The 16616-nt window shown below is 55.6% G+C and carries 21 protein-coding genes; 7 read left to right on the plus strand and 14 right to left on the minus strand.

Annotated elements, in window-relative coordinates; genetic code table 11:
• From F8I07_RS09680 to mnmG, 14 genes are all read right to left on the minus strand, one after another.
• On the minus strand, positions 1 to 694 hold a 694-nt coding region (locus tag F8I07_RS09680; protein ID WP_292658997.1), incomplete at its 3' end, for an RNA methyltransferase.
• Positions 695 to 749: 55 nt separating this feature from the next.
• A complete protein-coding gene (rsmI, locus tag F8I07_RS09685; protein ID WP_292659000.1) occupies positions 750 to 1571 on the minus strand; it encodes a 16S rRNA (cytidine(1402)-2'-O)-methyltransferase in 822 nt (273 codons plus the stop codon).
• Between the two features lie 27 nt (positions 1572 to 1598).
• On the minus strand, positions 1599 to 1799 hold the full coding sequence (rpmE, locus tag F8I07_RS09690) for a 50S ribosomal protein L31 (protein WP_292659002.1): 201 nt from the start codon (positions 1797 to 1799) through the stop codon (positions 1599 to 1601).
• A gap of 192 nt (positions 1800 to 1991) precedes the next feature.
• Complete coding sequence (locus tag F8I07_RS09695) at positions 1992 to 2666, minus strand: 16S rRNA (uracil(1498)-N(3))-methyltransferase (protein ID WP_292659003.1); 675 nt, start codon at positions 2664 to 2666, stop codon at positions 1992 to 1994.
• Positions 2667 to 2669: 3 nt separating this feature from the next.
• Positions 2670 to 3062 carry a hypothetical protein gene (locus tag F8I07_RS09700; protein ID WP_292659007.1) on the minus strand — a complete coding sequence of 131 codons (393 nt, stop codon included), beginning with the start codon at positions 3060 to 3062 and terminating at the stop codon, positions 2670 to 2672.
• Positions 3063 to 3082: 20 nt separating this feature from the next.
• On the minus strand, positions 3083 to 3757 hold the full coding sequence (locus F8I07_RS10100; protein WP_367264515.1) for a cytochrome c: 675 nt from the start codon (positions 3755 to 3757) through the stop codon (positions 3083 to 3085).
• A gap of 65 nt (positions 3758 to 3822) precedes the next feature.
• The gene (locus F8I07_RS09710; protein WP_292659009.1) at positions 3823 to 4584 is read right to left on the minus strand and encodes a 7-carboxy-7-deazaguanine synthase QueE; all 762 of its coding nucleotides are present in this window, start codon (positions 4582 to 4584) and stop codon (positions 3823 to 3825) included.
• Entirely contained in the window at positions 4572 to 4964 is a 393-nt protein-coding gene (locus F8I07_RS09715; RefSeq protein WP_292659011.1) for a hypothetical protein, read from the minus strand. The genes F8I07_RS09710 and F8I07_RS09715 overlap by 13 nt, the downstream gene beginning before the upstream one ends.
• Positions 4965 to 4984: 20 nt before the next feature.
• Positions 4985 to 5953, minus strand: a complete 969-nt coding sequence (gene moaA / locus F8I07_RS09720; protein ID WP_292659013.1) for a GTP 3',8-cyclase MoaA — start codon at positions 5951 to 5953, stop codon at positions 4985 to 4987.
• 180 nt (positions 5954 to 6133) lie between these two features.
• Positions 6134 to 7057, minus strand: a complete 924-nt coding sequence (locus F8I07_RS09725) for a c-type cytochrome (protein ID WP_292659017.1) — start codon at positions 7055 to 7057, stop codon at positions 6134 to 6136.
• Positions 7054 to 8286: a cytochrome bc complex cytochrome b subunit gene (locus F8I07_RS09730; RefSeq protein ID WP_292659019.1), complete on the minus strand. Its 1233-nt coding sequence runs from the start codon at positions 8284 to 8286 to the stop codon at positions 7054 to 7056. Before F8I07_RS09730 ends, F8I07_RS09725 begins: the two co-directional genes overlap by 4 nt.
• Positions 8287 to 8295: 9 nt before the next feature.
• The gene (gene petA, locus F8I07_RS09735) at positions 8296 to 8835 is read right to left on the minus strand and encodes a ubiquinol-cytochrome c reductase iron-sulfur subunit (RefSeq protein ID WP_292659020.1); all 540 of its coding nucleotides are present in this window, start codon (positions 8833 to 8835) and stop codon (positions 8296 to 8298) included.
• A 192-nt stretch (positions 8836 to 9027) separates the two neighbouring features.
• Positions 9028 to 9864 carry a hypothetical protein gene (locus F8I07_RS09740; RefSeq protein ID WP_292659023.1) on the minus strand — a complete coding sequence of 279 codons (837 nt, stop codon included), beginning with the start codon at positions 9862 to 9864 and terminating at the stop codon, positions 9028 to 9030.
• Positions 9861 to 11735 (minus strand): tRNA uridine-5-carboxymethylaminomethyl(34) synthesis enzyme MnmG, encoded by a 1875-nt coding sequence (gene mnmG, locus F8I07_RS09745; RefSeq protein WP_292659025.1) that lies wholly within the window; start codon positions 11733 to 11735, stop codon positions 9861 to 9863. Before mnmG ends, F8I07_RS09740 begins: the two co-directional genes overlap by 4 nt.
• 155 nt (positions 11736 to 11890) lie before the next feature.
• On the opposite strand from mnmG, the gene ribE reads away from it, so the two are divergent.
• From ribE to ssb, 7 genes are all read left to right on the plus strand, one after another.
• Positions 11891 to 12511, plus strand: coding sequence for a riboflavin synthase (gene ribE / locus F8I07_RS09750; RefSeq protein WP_292659028.1), 621 nt, complete (start codon positions 11891 to 11893; stop codon positions 12509 to 12511).
• 64 nt (positions 12512 to 12575) lie between these two features.
• Complete coding sequence (locus F8I07_RS09755) at positions 12576 to 12836, plus strand: type II toxin-antitoxin system CcdA family antitoxin (RefSeq protein WP_292659031.1); 261 nt, start codon at positions 12576 to 12578, stop codon at positions 12834 to 12836.
• Complete coding sequence (locus F8I07_RS09760; RefSeq protein WP_292659034.1) at positions 12826 to 13185, plus strand: type II toxin-antitoxin system PemK/MazF family toxin; 360 nt, start codon at positions 12826 to 12828, stop codon at positions 13183 to 13185. Before F8I07_RS09755 ends, F8I07_RS09760 begins: the two co-directional genes overlap by 11 nt.
• Entirely contained in the window at positions 13182 to 13475 is a 294-nt protein-coding gene (locus F8I07_RS09765; RefSeq protein ID WP_292659038.1) for a cupin domain-containing protein, read from the plus strand. The genes F8I07_RS09760 and F8I07_RS09765 overlap by 4 nt, the downstream gene beginning before the upstream one ends.
• A 286-nt stretch (positions 13476 to 13761) precedes the next feature.
• Positions 13762 to 15324: a 2-isopropylmalate synthase gene (locus F8I07_RS09770; RefSeq protein WP_292659040.1), complete on the plus strand. Its 1563-nt coding sequence runs from the start codon at positions 13762 to 13764 to the stop codon at positions 15322 to 15324.
• Between the two features lie 445 nt (positions 15325 to 15769).
• Positions 15770 to 16210, plus strand: coding sequence for a 30S ribosomal protein S6 (rpsF, locus tag F8I07_RS09775; RefSeq protein ID WP_292659042.1), 441 nt, complete (start codon positions 15770 to 15772; stop codon positions 16208 to 16210).
• A 27-nt stretch (positions 16211 to 16237) separates the two neighbouring features.
• Positions 16238 to 16616 (plus strand): single-stranded DNA-binding protein (gene ssb, locus F8I07_RS09780; RefSeq protein WP_292659045.1); only part of this gene is annotated, 379 nt, incomplete at its 3' end.

Consider the following 16616-nt stretch of genomic DNA (forward strand, 5'->3'; position numbering starts at 1 on the left):
CTGCATAACTCATCCTGTGTATCATAATGGCGGCTGCCGCGCTGACATTGAGGGAGTCAAACTCCCGCTTCATCCGGATCGAGATGGTCTCGTCGAGCCGTTCTCTCGCCTTCTTGGAGAGCCCTCGGTCTTCGCTGCCCAGAATCAAGGTACGACGCCGGGCGAAGGTTTTCTCCTCGATGGGCTCCCCCTCCATGGAAGCTCCGTAGAGCCGATGTCCCGCCTGAGAGAGTTCATGCAGGACATCGAGGATGTTCCGGTGCAGGGCAAAAGGCATCTCCAACAAAGCTCCGCTGCTGGTACGGGTCACCGCGGCGAAATTGAGCTGTCCGATTCCGGTCGCCACGATCCCCTCCACGCCCAGTGCATAGGCGCTGCGGACAATCGCCCCGATATTCCCCGCATCGGTCAGGGTGTCCAGGACCAGGACGAAATCACCCGTTTTGATCTCAGCCAGGGGGCTGGGTTCGAAATCGGCGATCTCCGCCAGGAGTCCCTGATGGTTGCCTCCCCGGCTCAGCTGCTGGGCCCAACGGTTTTCGATGAACGTGATCTTCGCTCCGTAACTTTCGAAGAGGTCTTGGGGCAGCACGCCCTTTTTGGCGATATAGATCTTTTCGACACGCTCGGGGTGGTGTCTCAGTGCATGCAGCACCACCTGTTTTCCATAAATAATCATAGGGGATTTTACCATTTTTTCCTGACGGCCCCGCAGAGGGAGGTAAGGCAGAGCCGCTTCAGGAAATCTGTCAGCGTTTCCGGACCAGTCGATCGTACCACTCCGACACGGTGCCGCCCAGCAGGCGGGCGAGAAGCTTTGCCTTGACCTTGGGTGGCAGATCCATCGCCTCGATCTCCTCGGCATGGAGCACAGGGGGCGAGGTCTTCGCCCCGGCCATCACCACCACCCATTCCCCCCGGATCACGCCTTCTGCGCGAAGCCTCTCCAGTAGTTCTCCGGCGCTTCCCCGATAGTAACGCTGATGCTTCTTGCTCAGCTCCTTGGCGGCGAAAATCTCACGATCAGCCTCACGTTCGGCAATAGCCGACAGAAGCTTTTCCAGACGGTGGGGGGCCTCATAGAGGACCGTATCCCAGGGAGAGCGCAGCAGGTTCTCAAGCGCTTCCCGGCGCGGTCGTCCCTGATGGGGCAGAAAACCGTAAAAGAGAAAACGACCCGCTTCGAAACCGCTGGCGGCATAGGCGACCGTCACTGCACTGGGACCGGGCAGGACATCATAGGGGAGCCCCTCTTCCTGACACCAGGCCACCAACAGCTGCCCGGGATCGGAGATGGCCGGCATCCCGGCATCGCTCACATAGACTACCGCTTCGGAAACCAGTCGCTCGGCGATCTGTTTCAAGCGTTCGGGGCCGTTATGCTCGTTGAACGAAAGAAACTCCGCCTCCGGCAGCGCCGTCAGATAGCCACGTTCATGCAGCAGTTCCAAAAGATGACGGGTCACACGGGTATCTTCGCAGAGAAAGAGTTGAGCGGATTCGAAAACGGAGAGTGCGCGGTAGGTGATATCCTGGAGATTTCCCAGGGGAGTGGGGACAAAAGTCAGCATGACAACACCCCCAAAGGGGTGGAAAACTTAGGAGAGCTTGTATTTGTTACGGAACTTCTCGACACGTCCGGTAGCGTCGACAATCTTCTCCGAACCGGTGAAGAAGGGGTGACACTCGTTGCAGATGTCGATGGAGAGTTCGGGCTTGTTGGAGCGGACGGTAAATTCGTTTCCGCAGGCACATTTGACATGGCAGTCCATATATTCGGGATGAATACCTTTTTTCATCGGAAAAACCTTTGTTGAATTTTTGACGATGGGCAACCAACCCATTCCGATATGCCGTAGCATACCCTTCCGCTGCCAAGGGGCAGGGGTCGCTGCAACGCTTCACGCGAGACAACTCTCCCGATTCACTAATGAAATACGGGGAAAATCAGAGCGGTATTTTACCTAGAGTGCTTTAAAAAAAGCTGAAAATCATCCCAGCAGAAAGCGGGCGGCGGCGGCACAGGCGGCACTTTCGCTGCGCAGAATCATCGGCGTGGCCAACCCGACGATCCGCTCTTTGTCGAAACGCTCCCGTTCCGTTTCCGTCAATCCCCCTTCACAACCTACGACCAGGGTCAGCGAATCCCCGCCGTCACAGGCGAGCGGTCGGGGGGAGAAGTCCAGCAACATCGCCTCGGGTTCCTGGGCGAGAAAGGCCTCGAGACTCTCGGCCTCCCTCAGCTGCATCAGCGCACTGCGGCCGCACTGCTGGGAAGAGTTGATCAGGATGCGATGCAGCCGTTCGAAGTCGGGCCGAAAGCTCCGCTGACTCCTTTGGCAGGGGAAAAAGGTGATTCGGGAAACCCCGATCTCGTTGAGGGTAGGCAAGGCCTTCTCCACCGTCTTTGGATCGATCTGGCACCATCCCAGATGCAGCGTGCGCTTTGGAGCGATCCGCAGCGATTGCTCCGACTCCAGACGGAGTGTTGCCCGGCGGCGATCCAGCGTTTTGGTCCGGTAGGTGTAGAGAATATCATCGGTGAGGTTCCGCAGATGCAGAGGTGAATCGGCACGAAGTCTACGGACTTTGAAGAGATAGCGATAGGCGTCCCCCTCCAGCTCGAGCCGGGGTTTTCCCGCTTCGGGGTGATAGAGAAACTGCATCGGCTACCGTCCGAGCACCGCCAGCAGGGTTACGCCGATTGTCAGCGCAAGCTCCAGACCGATGATTGCACTGTTGAATCCCAGACCCGTCGATCCGGAAAGCCAGAGCCTCTTGAGGCGCACAGCCCGATAGATGTCCAGCAGCGGCAGCAGCCCTGTCAGGATCAACATCCCGATCACCGGGAGCGTCAGAGGGCGCCCGGCAAAGAGCCAGACCATCAGACCGCTGAAAGCCACCATCGACCAGAGTGCCCAGAAGGCGAAATAGCCGACCCGGGTATAGAAGATTCGCTTTTCCGGAGAAGATTGCAGTATCCAGGGCAGTGACAGGTTGAGCAGCAGAATGAGCAAAAGCCCCTCCACCAGATGCCGGTGATAGCCGATCAGAACATCCACACCGCTTCCTGTTTCACGGATTATTTCAATGTGGAGATATATTCGGCCAGCGTGGCAATATCGCTATCGCTGAGGCCGGCAGCCTGTCCCTGCATTACCCCGCCCATGCCGTAGGCATTGCGCTTGCCCTCTTTGTAGGCTTTGAGTTTCTGAGCGATGGAATCTGCCGGTTCTCCGGCGATCACCGGTGACTTGCCCAGGGCTTTCATTTTGCCGTCGGCTCCGTGACAACCGGCACATTTGGCGAAGAGTGCCGCACCGTCGGCAGCGGGAGCCGCTGTCTCATTTGCCATCGTTTTTTTGACTTCAGCCGCCTTTTCCTCGACCACTGCAGCGGCTTCAGCAGTCTTAGCCTTGGCTGCCTCGCCCATTGTGGCGGCACTCTTCTTGGCTGTTTCCACTGCTTCAGCCGTTTTGGCCTTGGCCGCCTCTTCCATTTTGGCAGCACTCTCTTTGGCCTTTTCAACAGCTTCGGCAGCAGCCTGCTTGGCCTGATCCATCGCCTCGGAGGCTTTTGCCTGGGCCTGAGAGAGAGCATCGGCGCTCTTTTCCTTGGCAGTCTGGATTGCCGCCGCGGTATCTTTGGCGGCGCTTTGGGCAGCTGCTTTGGCGTGCTCTTTGGTCTCTTCTGAGCAACCGCTGATCAATAGGCCGGCTATCACGGCAATCGCAAAAGTGTATTTCCGGTTCATCATTTTGACTCCTTCTCGGATAAATTCACTCGCATTATAACCAAACCAATGTGGAGTGATCGTGAGCTTCATACCCCTTGGGTCATATCGAAGATCCGAATATGAAGACGATCGGAATAGCGGAAATTGTTTCGGATACAGAAATCGAAGACCGGACGATCATTGTACCGGATCGTCGAACAGCTCTCTCCTACCGGCATGCAGAAGACTTCCGCCTCCGGTACAATTGATCGGATCTCGGCGATCTCCTCCAGCGCCCGGCCCGATTCCACCATCTGCCGATCCAGGGTAAACTTGAGGAAATACTCCTGGCTCTCGGCGGCAATCTTTTTGAGTGCCACGGCATTCAGCCGACGCTGGGCCGGTTCACCACTGTTGGAAAGTTTGACCGAGAGAGCGAAAACCGCGTGACGATAGGCCGGAAAATTTTCGAAATCGAGCTCCACGGTGCCGTTGGTCTCGAATGTCACAGCGATCTGCCGCTCCACAAGCCCCTCGATCACACCGTAAAAGACCGGATCCGTCGCATAGATCAGCGGCTCCCCTCCTGTGACGACCACATGAGGACGATATCCCAGCCGGACGAACTCCCGATCCGCCGCTTCCAGCAGCTCTTCGGCAGATTCCACCGCCTGCCAGCGATCGGCAAAGGCCCGATCTACCGCAAACCAGGTGTCACAGCCTGCCCTTTTCTCACCGTCAACTTCATACTTCGCTCCAAATCCCGGACAATGCAGATTGCACCCGCCGGTCCGCAGAAAATAGGAAGGCACCCCCGCATAGCGCCCTTCGCCCTGAATGGAGAGGAAGCGTTCGGTCAGCCAAAACATGGTTCGCCTTCGGCGAAAATGAGGAATGAGGAATGAGGAATGAGGAACCGAAAATGAAAGCTACGCTTTCGAATGATGAATGGTGAATGGTGAATGGTGAATGATTTCGGTTGGCGTTGCATGGCAACGCTTTTGATGATGGATTTTGGATGTTGAATTTTGAATTTCGGTGCGTTGCTCCGCAACGCGAATTTTTGGAGATAGGACTTCAGACCCGTATACAAGGCTTTAACCTTGTCCCCAATATGCCAATACACCGATATACCAATAACGGCGCCGAAGGCACACTTACTGCCGACTGCCGACTGCCGACTGCCGACCAGTCTCAACCGACAAAGAGGGGCGAAGCCCCGTTCAAACGACAAACGACGGTAACTCACTCTTCACTCCTCACTGAAAATCATCCGCCTGTCTCGTAAAAGGCCCGGTTGGAACCTTCGTTTTCCGTCTCGCTCCAGCGGTTCTCTTTGGGTTTGTCGCGCAGGACCTCTGCCAGGATCTCGGCGGCGGCATCCACATCACCGGCCCGAACCGCTTCGGCGATGGAGCGGGCTTCGTCGAAATAGAGGCAGGGGATCAGATGCCCTTCGGCGGTGAGACGGATCCGGTTGCAGCTTTCGCAGAAGTCATGCTTGTGGGGGTCGATGAGGCCGAAGATGTAGCCGTTCTCCTCGATTTTGTAATTGTAGGAAGGGCTGGCGCCTTCCCGGCCGAGCCGGTGGATCGTATAGCGCTCTTTGATGCGCTCCAGGATCTCCCGGCCGTGCATTCCCCGGATCTCCTCGTTGGCGTGGGAGTTTTCCATATATTCGATGAAGCGCACCCGCATCCCTCGCTCCCGGCAGTACTCCAGGATATCGAGAATCTCGCCGTCGTTGATTCCTTTGAGGGGGACCATATTGATCTTGACCTTCAGTCCTACTTCCCGGGCTTTGTCGATCCCCGCCAGGACCTTCCCCAGGACGTTCTTCTGGGCGATCTGCGCCGCCACGGCGGGCTTGAGGGAATCAAGAGAGATATTGAGCCGTTTCAGTCCGGCGGCACGGAGAGACTCCGCCGTCTCAGTCAACAGATAGCCGTTGGTCGTCAGGGCCAGATCGATGTCAGGCTTGTAGTCATGGATCATCCTGACGAAACGGTCCAGATCCTGTCGCAACAGCGGTTCTCCGCCTGTCAGCCGGATCTTGTCGACCCCTTCGTCGATAGCAATTTTGATAAATTTGAAAAGCTCTTCGAAACTTAGCAGATTCTCCTGGGGTACCCAACTGAAGGGTTTTTCTGGCATACAGTACTGACAACGGAAATTACAGCGCTCCGTAACGGAAACCCTCAGATAGTTGACTCTGCGTCCGTGACCATCGATCAACATATGACTCTTTTCATAGATAGAGATTATTCAGAGGAGTAGAGTAGCGAAAGTGTCTTGAAAAGACAAGGAAAGAAAAAAAATATCTGATAATGAAGGTATCGCCATAGCGATACCAACCTCAACTATTAACTATTAATTATTCACTATTCACTGTAAGAAGAGACGCAAATGCGTCTCTTCTTACTTAAGCCCTTTCCACTGGGATTTGTACCAGAGATAAGCCAGGAAAGAGAAGAGAACGAAATATCCGATGACCCAGGGACCGACTGCTTCACGCTTGGGTTTGCTGGGATCGCCGACCTCTTCCAGGTATTTGAAGACCTTTTCGTAGCCCTCTTTGCTCACACCAACTCGCGGCATTGCTGTTCCGGGAAGCTGCGCCTGAGGATCCTCGACGAAGGTCTTGAGGAAATCCTCGCTGCGAGCACGGACGATAATACTCAGATCGGGAGGCAGTTTGCCCAGGTACTTGACCAGATGATCTTTGTACTGTGCCAGTTTTTCCTGGAACTTCAGCTTCTCCTCATCCATTTTGGTCTGGATATTGGGCTTGGTCTTGGGCTCTTCACCGATCTGGGTCCATTTAGCATAGCGCATTTCATGACAGCGACCGCAGGCGAATTCATATGCCTCTTTCGGAGTAACCTCTTTGGGCGCGATCGATTTGAAATAAGCCACCAGATCCGCCGCACTCTGGTCATCTGTCGCCATGGGAGGCATGGGATAGGGTCGGTTTTTGAACTTGTGCGCCACGACAGCCGTATGAACGGGATCTTTGAGGAAGTGAGCCAGATATTTCTCATCCAATACCGCACCGGCCAGGCTCAGATCGGGAGGATTGACTCCATAGGTCGCCGAAGCGGTGACAGGGTCCATCGGGGCGGGCATCTTCGCCGCTTTGATGGAGTGACATCCGGCACAGGCCGCGGCCAGGGCCTGGCCTTTGGCCGCATCACCTTTGGCACTGATGGGTTTGAGATCCTCATATTTGAAGTTCTTGAACTCCACATGCTTATGCATGACCGAATGGGCGTAAGGCTCCACCCCCCAATAGGTTACGAGGGTGAAGAAGACGACAACCGCTAATACTTTCAACTCTTTCATTTTTGCCCCCTAATCGGTTTTTCCATTTTGGTAATGAACGGCAACGCCACCCAGAGAAGGATGAAAACCCAGGCGGCTACGGTACCGATCGTGGTATAGATGCCGATGGGAGGCACTTTCCCCATAATCGTCAGGACGATCATATCAACCAGAAGGATCCAGAACCAGCAGCGGAAGGGCTTACGGCGGTTAGCGGGCGCTACATTGGGACTGCGATCCAGGAAGGGCAGCAGGAAGAAGATCACCTGAGCAAACCCGAAGGCGATCAGACCGGGATCCTTGGGGAAGGGCCGCAGAATCTCATAGCTCCAGAGGAAATACCACTCGGGATAGATATGCGGCGGCGTTTTCAGAGGATCGGCGGGATCGAAGTTGACCGGATCCATCGCAAACTCGAAATGATAGAAGACCAGGTAGAAGTAGAAGATGAAATAGATCCCCAGCACGAAGGTATCCTTGCTCAGGAAGACCGGATTGAAGGGGATCACCTTCGCCTCTTTGCGCTTGCCGGCTTTCCACTTCTCTGCTTCGGCCTCGAAGTCGATCTCTTCACCGTCTTTGTTGTTGACGTGAGGCAGACGCAGGGTACCGAAGTGCAGCACAATCAGCGCCATGATGATCAGAGGCATTAGCAGCACGTGCAGCATGAAAAAGCGTCCCAGGAAAGCCTGGCCGGGGACATAGTCACCGCGGATCCACTCGACGAGACCCTGGAAGTCCAGAGAACCGAGACTGAAGAGGTTGGTAATAACCATACCGGCCCAGTAGCTCATCTGTCCCCAGGGGAGCATATAGCCGGAGAAAGCTTCGGCGGAGAAGCTGACAAAGAGGAGCATTCCGCTGAGCCAGATCAGTTCACGGCCCCGCTTGTAGGAGCCGTAGTAGATCCCGGTAAACATATGAATGTAGATGATCAGGAAGACGACCGAGGCGGCCACCCCGTGCATATGGCGCCAGAGCCAGCCGTAGCCCACCTCACCCATAATGGTGTGGTTGACACTGTCGAAGGCCAGCTTGGTATCGGGAATGTAGTACATCAGCAGGAAGATACCGCTGATGAGCAACACACCGAAGGTCGCCGCCAGGACCATCCCCATGGCCCAGAGGAAGTTGATATTTTTGGGGATCCAGTATTCCGTGGACAATACCCGCTTGAGGGTATCGACCGCCAATCTGTCATTCATCCACTGATGGGAGAACGGTCGTGCATTGGGATCAAAATGTGCCATGCTCTCTCCTTACGCCACTAAACCGGCTTCTTTGAGCTTCTTGTATTCGGGGCCCGCTTCGCCCAGAACAACCTTCTTGCCTTTCACGGTAAACGGGGGAATCACCAACGGACTCGGCGGAGGAGATTTGAGAACCTCTCCCGCGGCGTTGAACTGTCCACCGTGACAGGCACAGATAAATTTGTGCTTCTCGGGATAGTAGGCAGGAATACATCCCAGGTGGGTACAGAGTCCGATCGCGATGAAGAACTTGTCACCGCCGACCGTGATCAGACGTTTGTCCTCATAGGCGTTGTCCATATCCCCGTTGGGGGCATCGGAGGGCTTGGCGTTTTTGGGGACTTTGATCACGAAGATCGGTTTACCCCGCCACATCTCGGTATAGAGCACGTTCTCTTTGGCCTGGCTCAGATCGATGGTGGTAAAACCGGCCGCTTTGACACTCGGCAGAGGATCCCAGGTGCGCTTGGCAGCATAGAGGGCTCCCAGAGCCCCCAGACCGGCATACGCACCGAGCACCTTGCCGAAGAAATCTCTTCTGTCGCTCATATCGCGTCCTTTGTTTGGAAGATTAAAACGGGTAATTATAGAACGTTAAGGATAAAAAATGATTGACATGACTCAAAGCAAGAAGAAAAAGTCCAAAAACGAAGCGGATTTGTGAAGTTTTTTCCCACCTCATGATTTTTGTCGTCAACAAAGAGGGGAAATAAGCATTTTATCGGAGTATTTTTGTCTGAATTAATCGGCGATCATCCCCGCCCAATCTCCCACAAGATTGGTCAGCGTACTCCTCTTTGCCTCCTCATTCAGAACCGTCTCGAGCCGGCTCCAATCACCCCAGGGGATCCGTACCGCTCCCGCAGCCTCCAGAATATCGGTGGCACACACCGGAGCCCCTCCCCGATCGAGCCAGATCGTTTTCGCTCCGGCGACGATTGCTTCCGCCGCCGTCTGGGGCATGGCCGTCACGACGGTTTCACTCCCTTCGATCAGCTCCCGGTACTCTTCGCTCTCGTAGATCGTACCGAAGCAGCGAGCCAGCTCCTCCTCGTATTTGACATAGAAGTAGCTTCCCCAGTAGAGGTCCAGACCCAGAGCTCCCAAATCCTCCGCCGCGTTCAAGAGACGTTTATCATGATCGGTATCCCCATAGATGAAGACTTTACGAGGGATCTTCGGGAGGGAGGCAGCCGCTTCGTAGACCAGATCGACCACCACTCCCTCCCCGAAAGCCGCCAGAACCGTCTCACCGAAACGGCTCTCCGCTCCACAGGGTTTGACGGTATAAACTCCTGCATACTTCTCCACATAAAAGCCCAGCCGCTCCCCCGGATCTTCGGGAGAGTCGATCACCACTCTGTCTCCCCCGTTTGCCAGAGCATCCAGTTCCATGATGTTCTCGACCGTCGTCGCCGGCGGCAGCCCCAGCTCCCGGCCGGCGAGCTGGGCCCGGTAGTCGTTGACGATCAGCTCGGCCCGAACTCCTCTGGCTTCCAGCACCCGCCAGAGCGCTCCCATTCGTCGCAGAGCCTCCAGGTCGGCCCGATGATTGGTGTAAGCGTAGAGGTAGATCATTGTTTTCCTTTCTGGGCCATCTTGATATAGACGTGGAGGATCTCGATCGCCGCCGGAGTGATCCCGCTGATCCGGGAGGCTTCAAACAGTGTCGGGGGCGTCGCCTTTTCCAACTTCTCCACAATCTCGTTGCTGAGTCCCTGGACCTTTCGGTAGTCGAAATCTTCGGGGATGTTCACCTGATGCATCCCTTTCATCCGCTCGATCTGCTGCTGCTGCTTTTCGATATAGCGGTAGTATTTGGCCTCGATGAGGATCTGCTCGATCGCCTCGTTGCTGTAGCGAACGAAATCGGGCAGTAGCTGCAACAGTTTCTCCCGGCTGGGCTCGGCGATCCGTGCTAACAGATCAATCCAGGCGGTCTTGTCGTTGATCCGCTCCTCACCCATTGTCTCGAGTTGGGCGACAAACGCCTTGGTCGGGGTGGCGTAGTGGGTCCTGAGCCACTCCAGAGCTTCTGTGATCTGAGCCCTGGTCTCCTCTACCCTGTGGCCGAACTTTTCAGGCAGGAGTCCCAGTTTCACCCCGTAGTGAGCGAGGCGCAGATGAGCGTTGTCTTCCCGCAGGAGCAGACGATACTCGGCTCGGGAGGTGAACATCCGATAGGGTTCGTTGGTCCCTTTGGTTACCAGATCGTCGATGAGCACCCCGATGTAGGCTTCGTCCCGTCCCAGGATCAACGGCTCTTCCCCCCGCAGGGCCAACACCGCGTTGATCCCGGCCATGAGTCCCTGGGCCGCCGCCTCTTCGTAACCGGTGGTGCCGTTGACCTGCCCGGCCCAATAGAGCCCCCGGATCTTTTTGCTCTCCAGGGTGTGCTTCAGTTCGGTGGGCTGGATGAAGTCGTACTCGATAGCGTAGCCGTAGCGGACAATCTTCGCATTCTCCAATCCCGGAATGGAGTGGATCATTGCCTCTTGCACATCGGTAGGCAGGGAAGTGCTCAGGCCGTTGAGATAGAACTCATTGGCTTCACGAGTCTGAGGCTCCACAAAGACCTGATGCCGCGGGCGGTCCCGGAAGCGGTCGATCTTGTCCTCGATGCTGGGGCAGTAGCGGGGACCGACCCCTTCGATCTGGCCGCTGAAAAGGGGAGCACGATAAAAATTGCTCTCGATGATCCGGTGGGTCTCCTCGGTCGTGTAAGTCACCCAACAGGGCAGCTGCTCCGGTGCGAAGCTCTCCCGGTCGGTCCGGAAGGAAAAGGGGATCGGCCGTTCGTCTCCGGGCTGTACTTCCATGACCGAAAAATCGATGCTCTCCCCGGCGACGCGGGCGCAGGTTCCGGTCTTGAGCCGGCCAATCTCGAAGCCCATGCTCCGCAGCTGCTCGGCCAGGGTGATCGAGGCGAACTCCCCCTGGCGTCCCGCCCGCTGGGTCCGTTCTCCGATGTGGATCAGACCATTCAGGAAGGTACCCGAGGCGATGATCACCCTGGGGGCTTCATAGCGGTTACCCAACTGGGTCTCGACTCCCCGGACCTCATCCCCCTCGACGATGAGTCCTTCCACAATCTCCTGGCGCACCTCCAGGTTGGGAGTATTGAGGCAGACATTCCGCATATGGATCCGATAACGGTCCATATCGATCTGGGCTCGGCTTCCCCGTACGGCAGGGCCTTTAGAGGAGTTGAGGAGGCGAAACTGCAGACCCGTGGCATCGGTGCAGAGCCCCATCTCGCCCCCCAGAGCATCGATCTCTTTGACCAGATGCCCTTTGGCCAGGCCACCGATGGCCGGGTTGCAGCTGCTGGCACCGATTTGTTCGGCCAAGATGGTGATCATGAGGGTCTTCGCCCCCATGCGGGCAGCAGCGAGAGAGGCTTCGATCCCCGCATGCCCACCGCCGATTACAATCACATCGTAGTTCATAAAAACTCCGTTTTTATGACAGTGAGGAGTGAGGAGTGAGGAGTGAGGAGTTTCGGATGAAAGCTTTGCTTTCTTCTTTTACACTACCCACTGCGCACTACCCACTTACCCACTCTCTTGTTATAATTGGCGAATTATATCCAAAGGGGATACCTGTGTTTACCGGATTGATCCGCGAGATCGGAACCGTCATCGACGACCGAAACCATATTCTGACCATCCGCTCCTCGCTGAAACCGGAGATCGGGGACTCCATCGCCGTCAACGGCGTCTGTCTGACCGTCACCGAAGTCCTGCCGAACGGTTTCCGGGTCGAGGCGGCGGATGAGACCCGTCGAATCGTTCCACCCGAAAAGCTGAAAGGACAGGTTCACCTGGAGCCGGCAATGCAGATGGGGGACCGTTTCGAAGGGCATATCGTCCAGGGACACGTCGATACCGTGGGGACGATCCGACGCATCGAACGGGGAGAGAACGCCGTGGAGTACTACATCGCCGTTGATCCTGAGCAGATCCCCTACCTGGTTCCCAAGGGCTCAGTAGCTGTCGACGGCGTGAGCCTCACGATCAACGAAGTGGGTACGGACTGGTTCCGCCTGACCCTCATCCCCCACACCGTCGAAAACACGCTATTCAAAACGTACCGCCCCGGCACCCGGGTCAATATCGAAACCGACCTCTTTGCCCGCTACGTCGATCATATCCTCCGCCATCGGGAAGCGGGCAAAAAAAGAATGAGCTGGGACGAAATCGACGCCATCTCGATGAGTTTCTAAAAAAGAAATTGACCCTTCATAATCACATACGCTATAATCCATAAAAAAAATATGGGGAAAAAGTATGGCTATTTCCTACAGTGAACACTCCATCGAAAAAGTGACCTTCAATCTTGATAAAAATCTCAAGGAGAAGGTGATGGCTTTGAAAAAGGAGATGGGGGTTTCACTCTCGTCAATCTATAATGAAGCGATTGCCGACTATCTCAAACGAAAAGAGCTTGAACGCTGGGAAGAGGCGGCTTCCAAGGCTGTAAATGACCAGGAATACCGGAGCTTTGGCGAAGTGGTCGGTGAAGATGACGGCGGATTCCATGAATATTAAGCAGGCGGAGATTTGGCTGGTGGAGTTTTCACCCCAGCGAGGCAGCGAAATCGCAAAACGCCGACCCGCTATTGTTGTCAGCCACAACAGCATCGGTAGGCTTCCACTCAAAACCATTGTTCCTATCACCGATTGGAAAGAGCGGTATGCGAATTATCCCTGGATGCTTCCTATCGATTTCGACGCCTCAAACGGTCTGCACAAACGCTCCGCCATTGACTGTTTTCAGATCAAAAACCTTTCCAATGCCCGTTTTATCAAAAAGCTCGGCGCAATCGATGCCGATCTGCTTCGAAAAATCCATGAAACGGTCGCCAAAACACTCAATCCGACCTACACTCTCCTATGAATCTCTTTGATAGCATTCCGCCTCAAAACGGTGAAAGCTTCACCACCCTCCTGGAGCACAAAAACGTCAGGATCGTACGAATCCTCAGCTCCGATACCCCCGATCAGAGAGAGTATTGTCAGGAGGAGGATGAGTGGGTCGTTGTCATAGAGGGGAGTGCTCAGTTGGAAATCAAGGGAGAGGCCCGTTCGCTGAAACGTGGTGAAATGATCTTCCTCCCCGCCGGAACCCCGCACCGAGTCCTCGAGACCGCTCCCGGCACACTCTGGCTGGCGGTGCATATCTTTTAATTTTATGGAAAAATTTTATCCTTTAATTTGACTCTCCGTACCAATCCCGTTATACTTTCGGCAATTAAACCCCATTTTGGGTTCACAACAGAAAGGAGGATAGATCCATGGTCTACAGCATCAACCGATTCGACCGCCACTTCAACAAAAAGAGCTCTATCCTCCTGCTGCGCTTCTGAATCGAACTTTTCATTTTTTTCCGTCAAATCAGTTTACTGTGCCGATTTAGCCCCTTTTGGATAAAATCGGTTCAATTTCGTCTGTTTTAGCACCCAAAGGTACAAGTATGAGCAAAGAACGCATTATCATATTCGATACGACCCTTCGCGACGGGGAGCAGAGCCCCGGCGCCTCCATGAACACCGAAGAGAAGATCCAGATCGCCAGCCAGCTCGAAAAGCTGGGCGTAGACGTCATCGAGGCGGGCTTCGCCGCGGCAAGCCCCGGGGATTTCGACGCCATCCGCCGCATCGCCCAGCGGATCGAAACTTCTACCGTCTGCTCTCTGGCAAGGGCCCTGGAAAAGGATATCAAAGCTGCCGGTGAAGCCATCGCTCCGGCACCCAAAAAGCGGATCCACACCTTTATCGCCACCAGCCCCATCCACATGGAGTACAAGCTGCGGATGAAACCCGAAGAGGTCGTCAAGCGGGCCGTGGAGGCGGTGGAGTATGCCCGGACCTTCGTCGACGACGTGGAGTTCAGTCTCGAAGATGCGGGGCGCAGTGAAATGAGCTTCATGAAAGAGATCATCGACGCCACCGTCTCCGCCGGAGCCGGCACCATCAACATCCCCGACACCGTAGGGATCCTCCTGCCTGACGAGGTGGGCGCGCGGATCGCCGAGCTCAAAGCTTTCATCGGTGACCGGGCCATCATTTCGGTCCACAACCACAACGACTTGGGCCTCGCCGTCGCCAATTCCCTGGCCGCCATCCAGAACGGCGCCCGCCAGGTGGAGTGCACCGTCAACGGCCTGGGAGAGCGAGCCGGCAATGCAGCCCTGGAAGAGATCGTCATGGCGCTCAAGGTCCGCAGCGATGTCTTCAGCGACGTGGAGACCGGCATCAATACCCGGGAGATCTACCCCACCAGCCGGCTCATCGCCTCCATCACCGGGATCGAACCCCAACCCAACAAAGCCATCGTGGGCAAAAATGCCTTCGCCCACGAGAGCGGCATCCACCAGGACGGCGTGCTCAAACACAAGCGCACCTACGAAATCTTCTCCCCCGAAGAGATCGGCCTGGATGTCAACGATACCCTGGTATTGGGCAAACATTCGGGACGGGCGGCCTTCAAGGACAAACTGGAGAAGCTCGGCTTCACTCTCAGTGAAGAAGAGCTCAACGAAGCCTTCGCCCGCTTCAAGGAGCTGGCCGACAAGAAAAAAGAGATCTATGACGATGACCTGAGAGCGCTGGTAACCAGCCAGATGGCCAATGTGGAAAAGACCTGGGAGCTGGTGGCCCTGCAGCTGATGGACTCCACCGGCGGCGTCCCCAGTGCGGCGGTAACGATCCGCAAAAACGACGGCACAGAGGTCACCGACGCCGGCATCGGTGACGGAACCATCGACGCGGTTTTCAAGACTATCGACCGGATCACCGGCTACCATGGCCAGCTCATGGACTACAAAGTCAAATCGGTCTCCCGGGGCAAAGACGCTCTGGCCAACGTCACCGTTCAGGTGCAGTTCAACGACGACGAACCCGCCGTCATCGGACACGGCCTGAGCATCGACACCATGTTCGCCAGCGCCAAAGCCTATCTGGGGGCGCTCAACAGCTACATCAGCATGGAGGGGATGCTCAAAAAGCGTCACAGCGGCAGCGAGTGTAACGTCTGAGATAGAAAACAGTCGCAAGCACGGCCCTACGGGCCTCAAGTCGCAAGAAATATTCGTCGTTTGTCGTTTGAACGGGGCCTTGCCCCCTCTTTGACTATCGTTTTGTGCTAAGTGCTATGTGTTAAGTGCTACGAAATTACGCCGCTATGCGGCGCACTGAAATTATTCATTTCCATCTTCTCATGTCTCATTCAAATACTCATGGCACCTTTGTCGGGACGTCAGTAAATCGCGTTTTCTTTTTCTTTGCTTCGTTTCCTTTTTCTTTGTCGCGAAACAAAGAAAAAGAAATGAAGAGGATTCTGGAAAACATCAGAACCAAATATCATCTCAAGCATTTTAGAAGTATATTTCCGCTAAAATATTTGCTCCAAAATTCTTGCTCGTTTTTGGCCGGCCCCTGGGGGTCGGGAGAACGGGCTATCAAACCACAAGAAGGACTTCAATGAACTGTTACGAAACACTGTTCGTCGTCAAGCCCACCCTCACTGCCGAGGAGATCGAAGGGCAGATCGCACGGGTCAAAGAGATCATCGCCGAAGAGGGCGGAGAGCTCAAAGCCACCGATGATATGGGAATGCGCCGTCTGGCCTATCCCATCGAGAAGCAGGAGCGCGGGTACTACACCGTCGTCTACTACACCGCCCCCGCCGAGCTAGTGGGCGAGCTGGAGCGCCAGCTGCGCTACAACGAAGAGATCCTCCGCTTCATGACCGTGAAGTACACCAACAAAAAAGAGCTGGCTGTCTTCGACAAGATGGTCGAAGCCGCCAACAAAAAGCCTGCCGCCGAGAAAGCCGAGGCTCCCGCAGTTGCCCAGGAAGAGGCCCCTGCCGAGAGCGAAGCACCCGCTGAAGAAGCGGCCGCAGAGAAGAGCGAGGCGTAAGCCCCTCACCAACCCAAGGAGCTTCCTATGTACAACCGCGTAATTCTGGTGGGAAATCTCACCCGTGACGTCGAGATCCGTTACACTCCCAGCGGGAGTGCCATCGGCAAGGTGGGTATCGCCACCAACCGCCGCTTCAAAGCCGCCAATGGCGAGCAGCGGGATGAGACGATGTTTATCGATCTCACCTTTTTCGGACGCACCGCCGAGATCGCCAACCAGTATCTACGCAAGGGAAGCAAGGTTCTCGTGGAAGGACGCCTGGTTCTGGAGCAGTGGACCGCGCAGGACGGGACCAAGCGGAGCAAGCACTCCGTAACGGTCGACAACCTGCAGATGCTCGACCGCCCCGGTGAGAACAGCGGCAGCGGTTACGGCGGAAATGAGGGCGGCTACGGTGCGCCCC

Source organism: Nitratifractor sp. (genome assembly GCF_015487065.1).
Classification (GTDB): Bacteria; Campylobacterota; Campylobacteria; order Campylobacterales; family Sulfurovaceae; genus Nitratifractor.

Coding starts and splice junctions, on each gene's coding strand:
- F8I07_RS09765 (WP_292659038.1), top strand. CDS start 13,182: ATGAATCTCTTTGATAGCATTCCGCCTCAAAACGGTGAAAGCTTCACC.
- petA (WP_292659020.1), bottom strand. CDS start 8,835: ATGAGCGACAGAAGAGATTTCTTCGGCAAGGTGCTCGGTGCGTATGCC.
- F8I07_RS10100 (WP_367264515.1), bottom strand. CDS start 3,757: ATGATGAACCGGAAATACACTTTTGCGATTGCCGTGATAGCCGGCCTA.
- F8I07_RS09740 (WP_292659023.1), bottom strand. CDS start 9,864: ATGATCTACCTCTACGCTTACACCAATCATCGGGCCGACCTGGAGGCT.
- F8I07_RS09710 (WP_292659009.1), bottom strand. CDS start 4,584: ATGTTTTGGCTGACCGAACGCTTCCTCTCCATTCAGGGCGAAGGGCGC.
- F8I07_RS09760 (WP_292659034.1), top strand. CDS start 12,826: ATGAATATTAAGCAGGCGGAGATTTGGCTGGTGGAGTTTTCACCCCAG.
- rpsF (WP_292659042.1), top strand. CDS start 15,770: ATGAACTGTTACGAAACACTGTTCGTCGTCAAGCCCACCCTCACTGCC.
- mnmG (WP_292659025.1), bottom strand. CDS start 11,735: ATGAACTACGATGTGATTGTAATCGGCGGTGGGCATGCGGGGATCGAA.
- rpmE (WP_292659002.1), bottom strand. CDS start 1,799: ATGAAAAAAGGTATTCATCCCGAATATATGGACTGCCATGTCAAATGT.
- F8I07_RS09755 (WP_292659031.1), top strand. CDS start 12,576: ATGGCTATTTCCTACAGTGAACACTCCATCGAAAAAGTGACCTTCAAT.
- F8I07_RS09770 (WP_292659040.1), top strand. CDS start 13,762: ATGAGCAAAGAACGCATTATCATATTCGATACGACCCTTCGCGACGGG.
- moaA (WP_292659013.1), bottom strand. CDS start 5,953: ATGTTGATCGATGGTCACGGACGCAGAGTCAACTATCTGAGGGTTTCC.
- F8I07_RS09695 (WP_292659003.1), bottom strand. CDS start 2,666: ATGCAGTTTCTCTATCACCCCGAAGCGGGAAAACCCCGGCTCGAGCTG.
- F8I07_RS09725 (WP_292659017.1), bottom strand. CDS start 7,057: ATGAAAGAGTTGAAAGTATTAGCGGTTGTCGTCTTCTTCACCCTCGTA.
- F8I07_RS09730 (WP_292659019.1), bottom strand. CDS start 8,286: ATGGCACATTTTGATCCCAATGCACGACCGTTCTCCCATCAGTGGATG.
- rsmI (WP_292659000.1), bottom strand. CDS start 1,571: ATGCTGACTTTTGTCCCCACTCCCCTGGGAAATCTCCAGGATATCACC.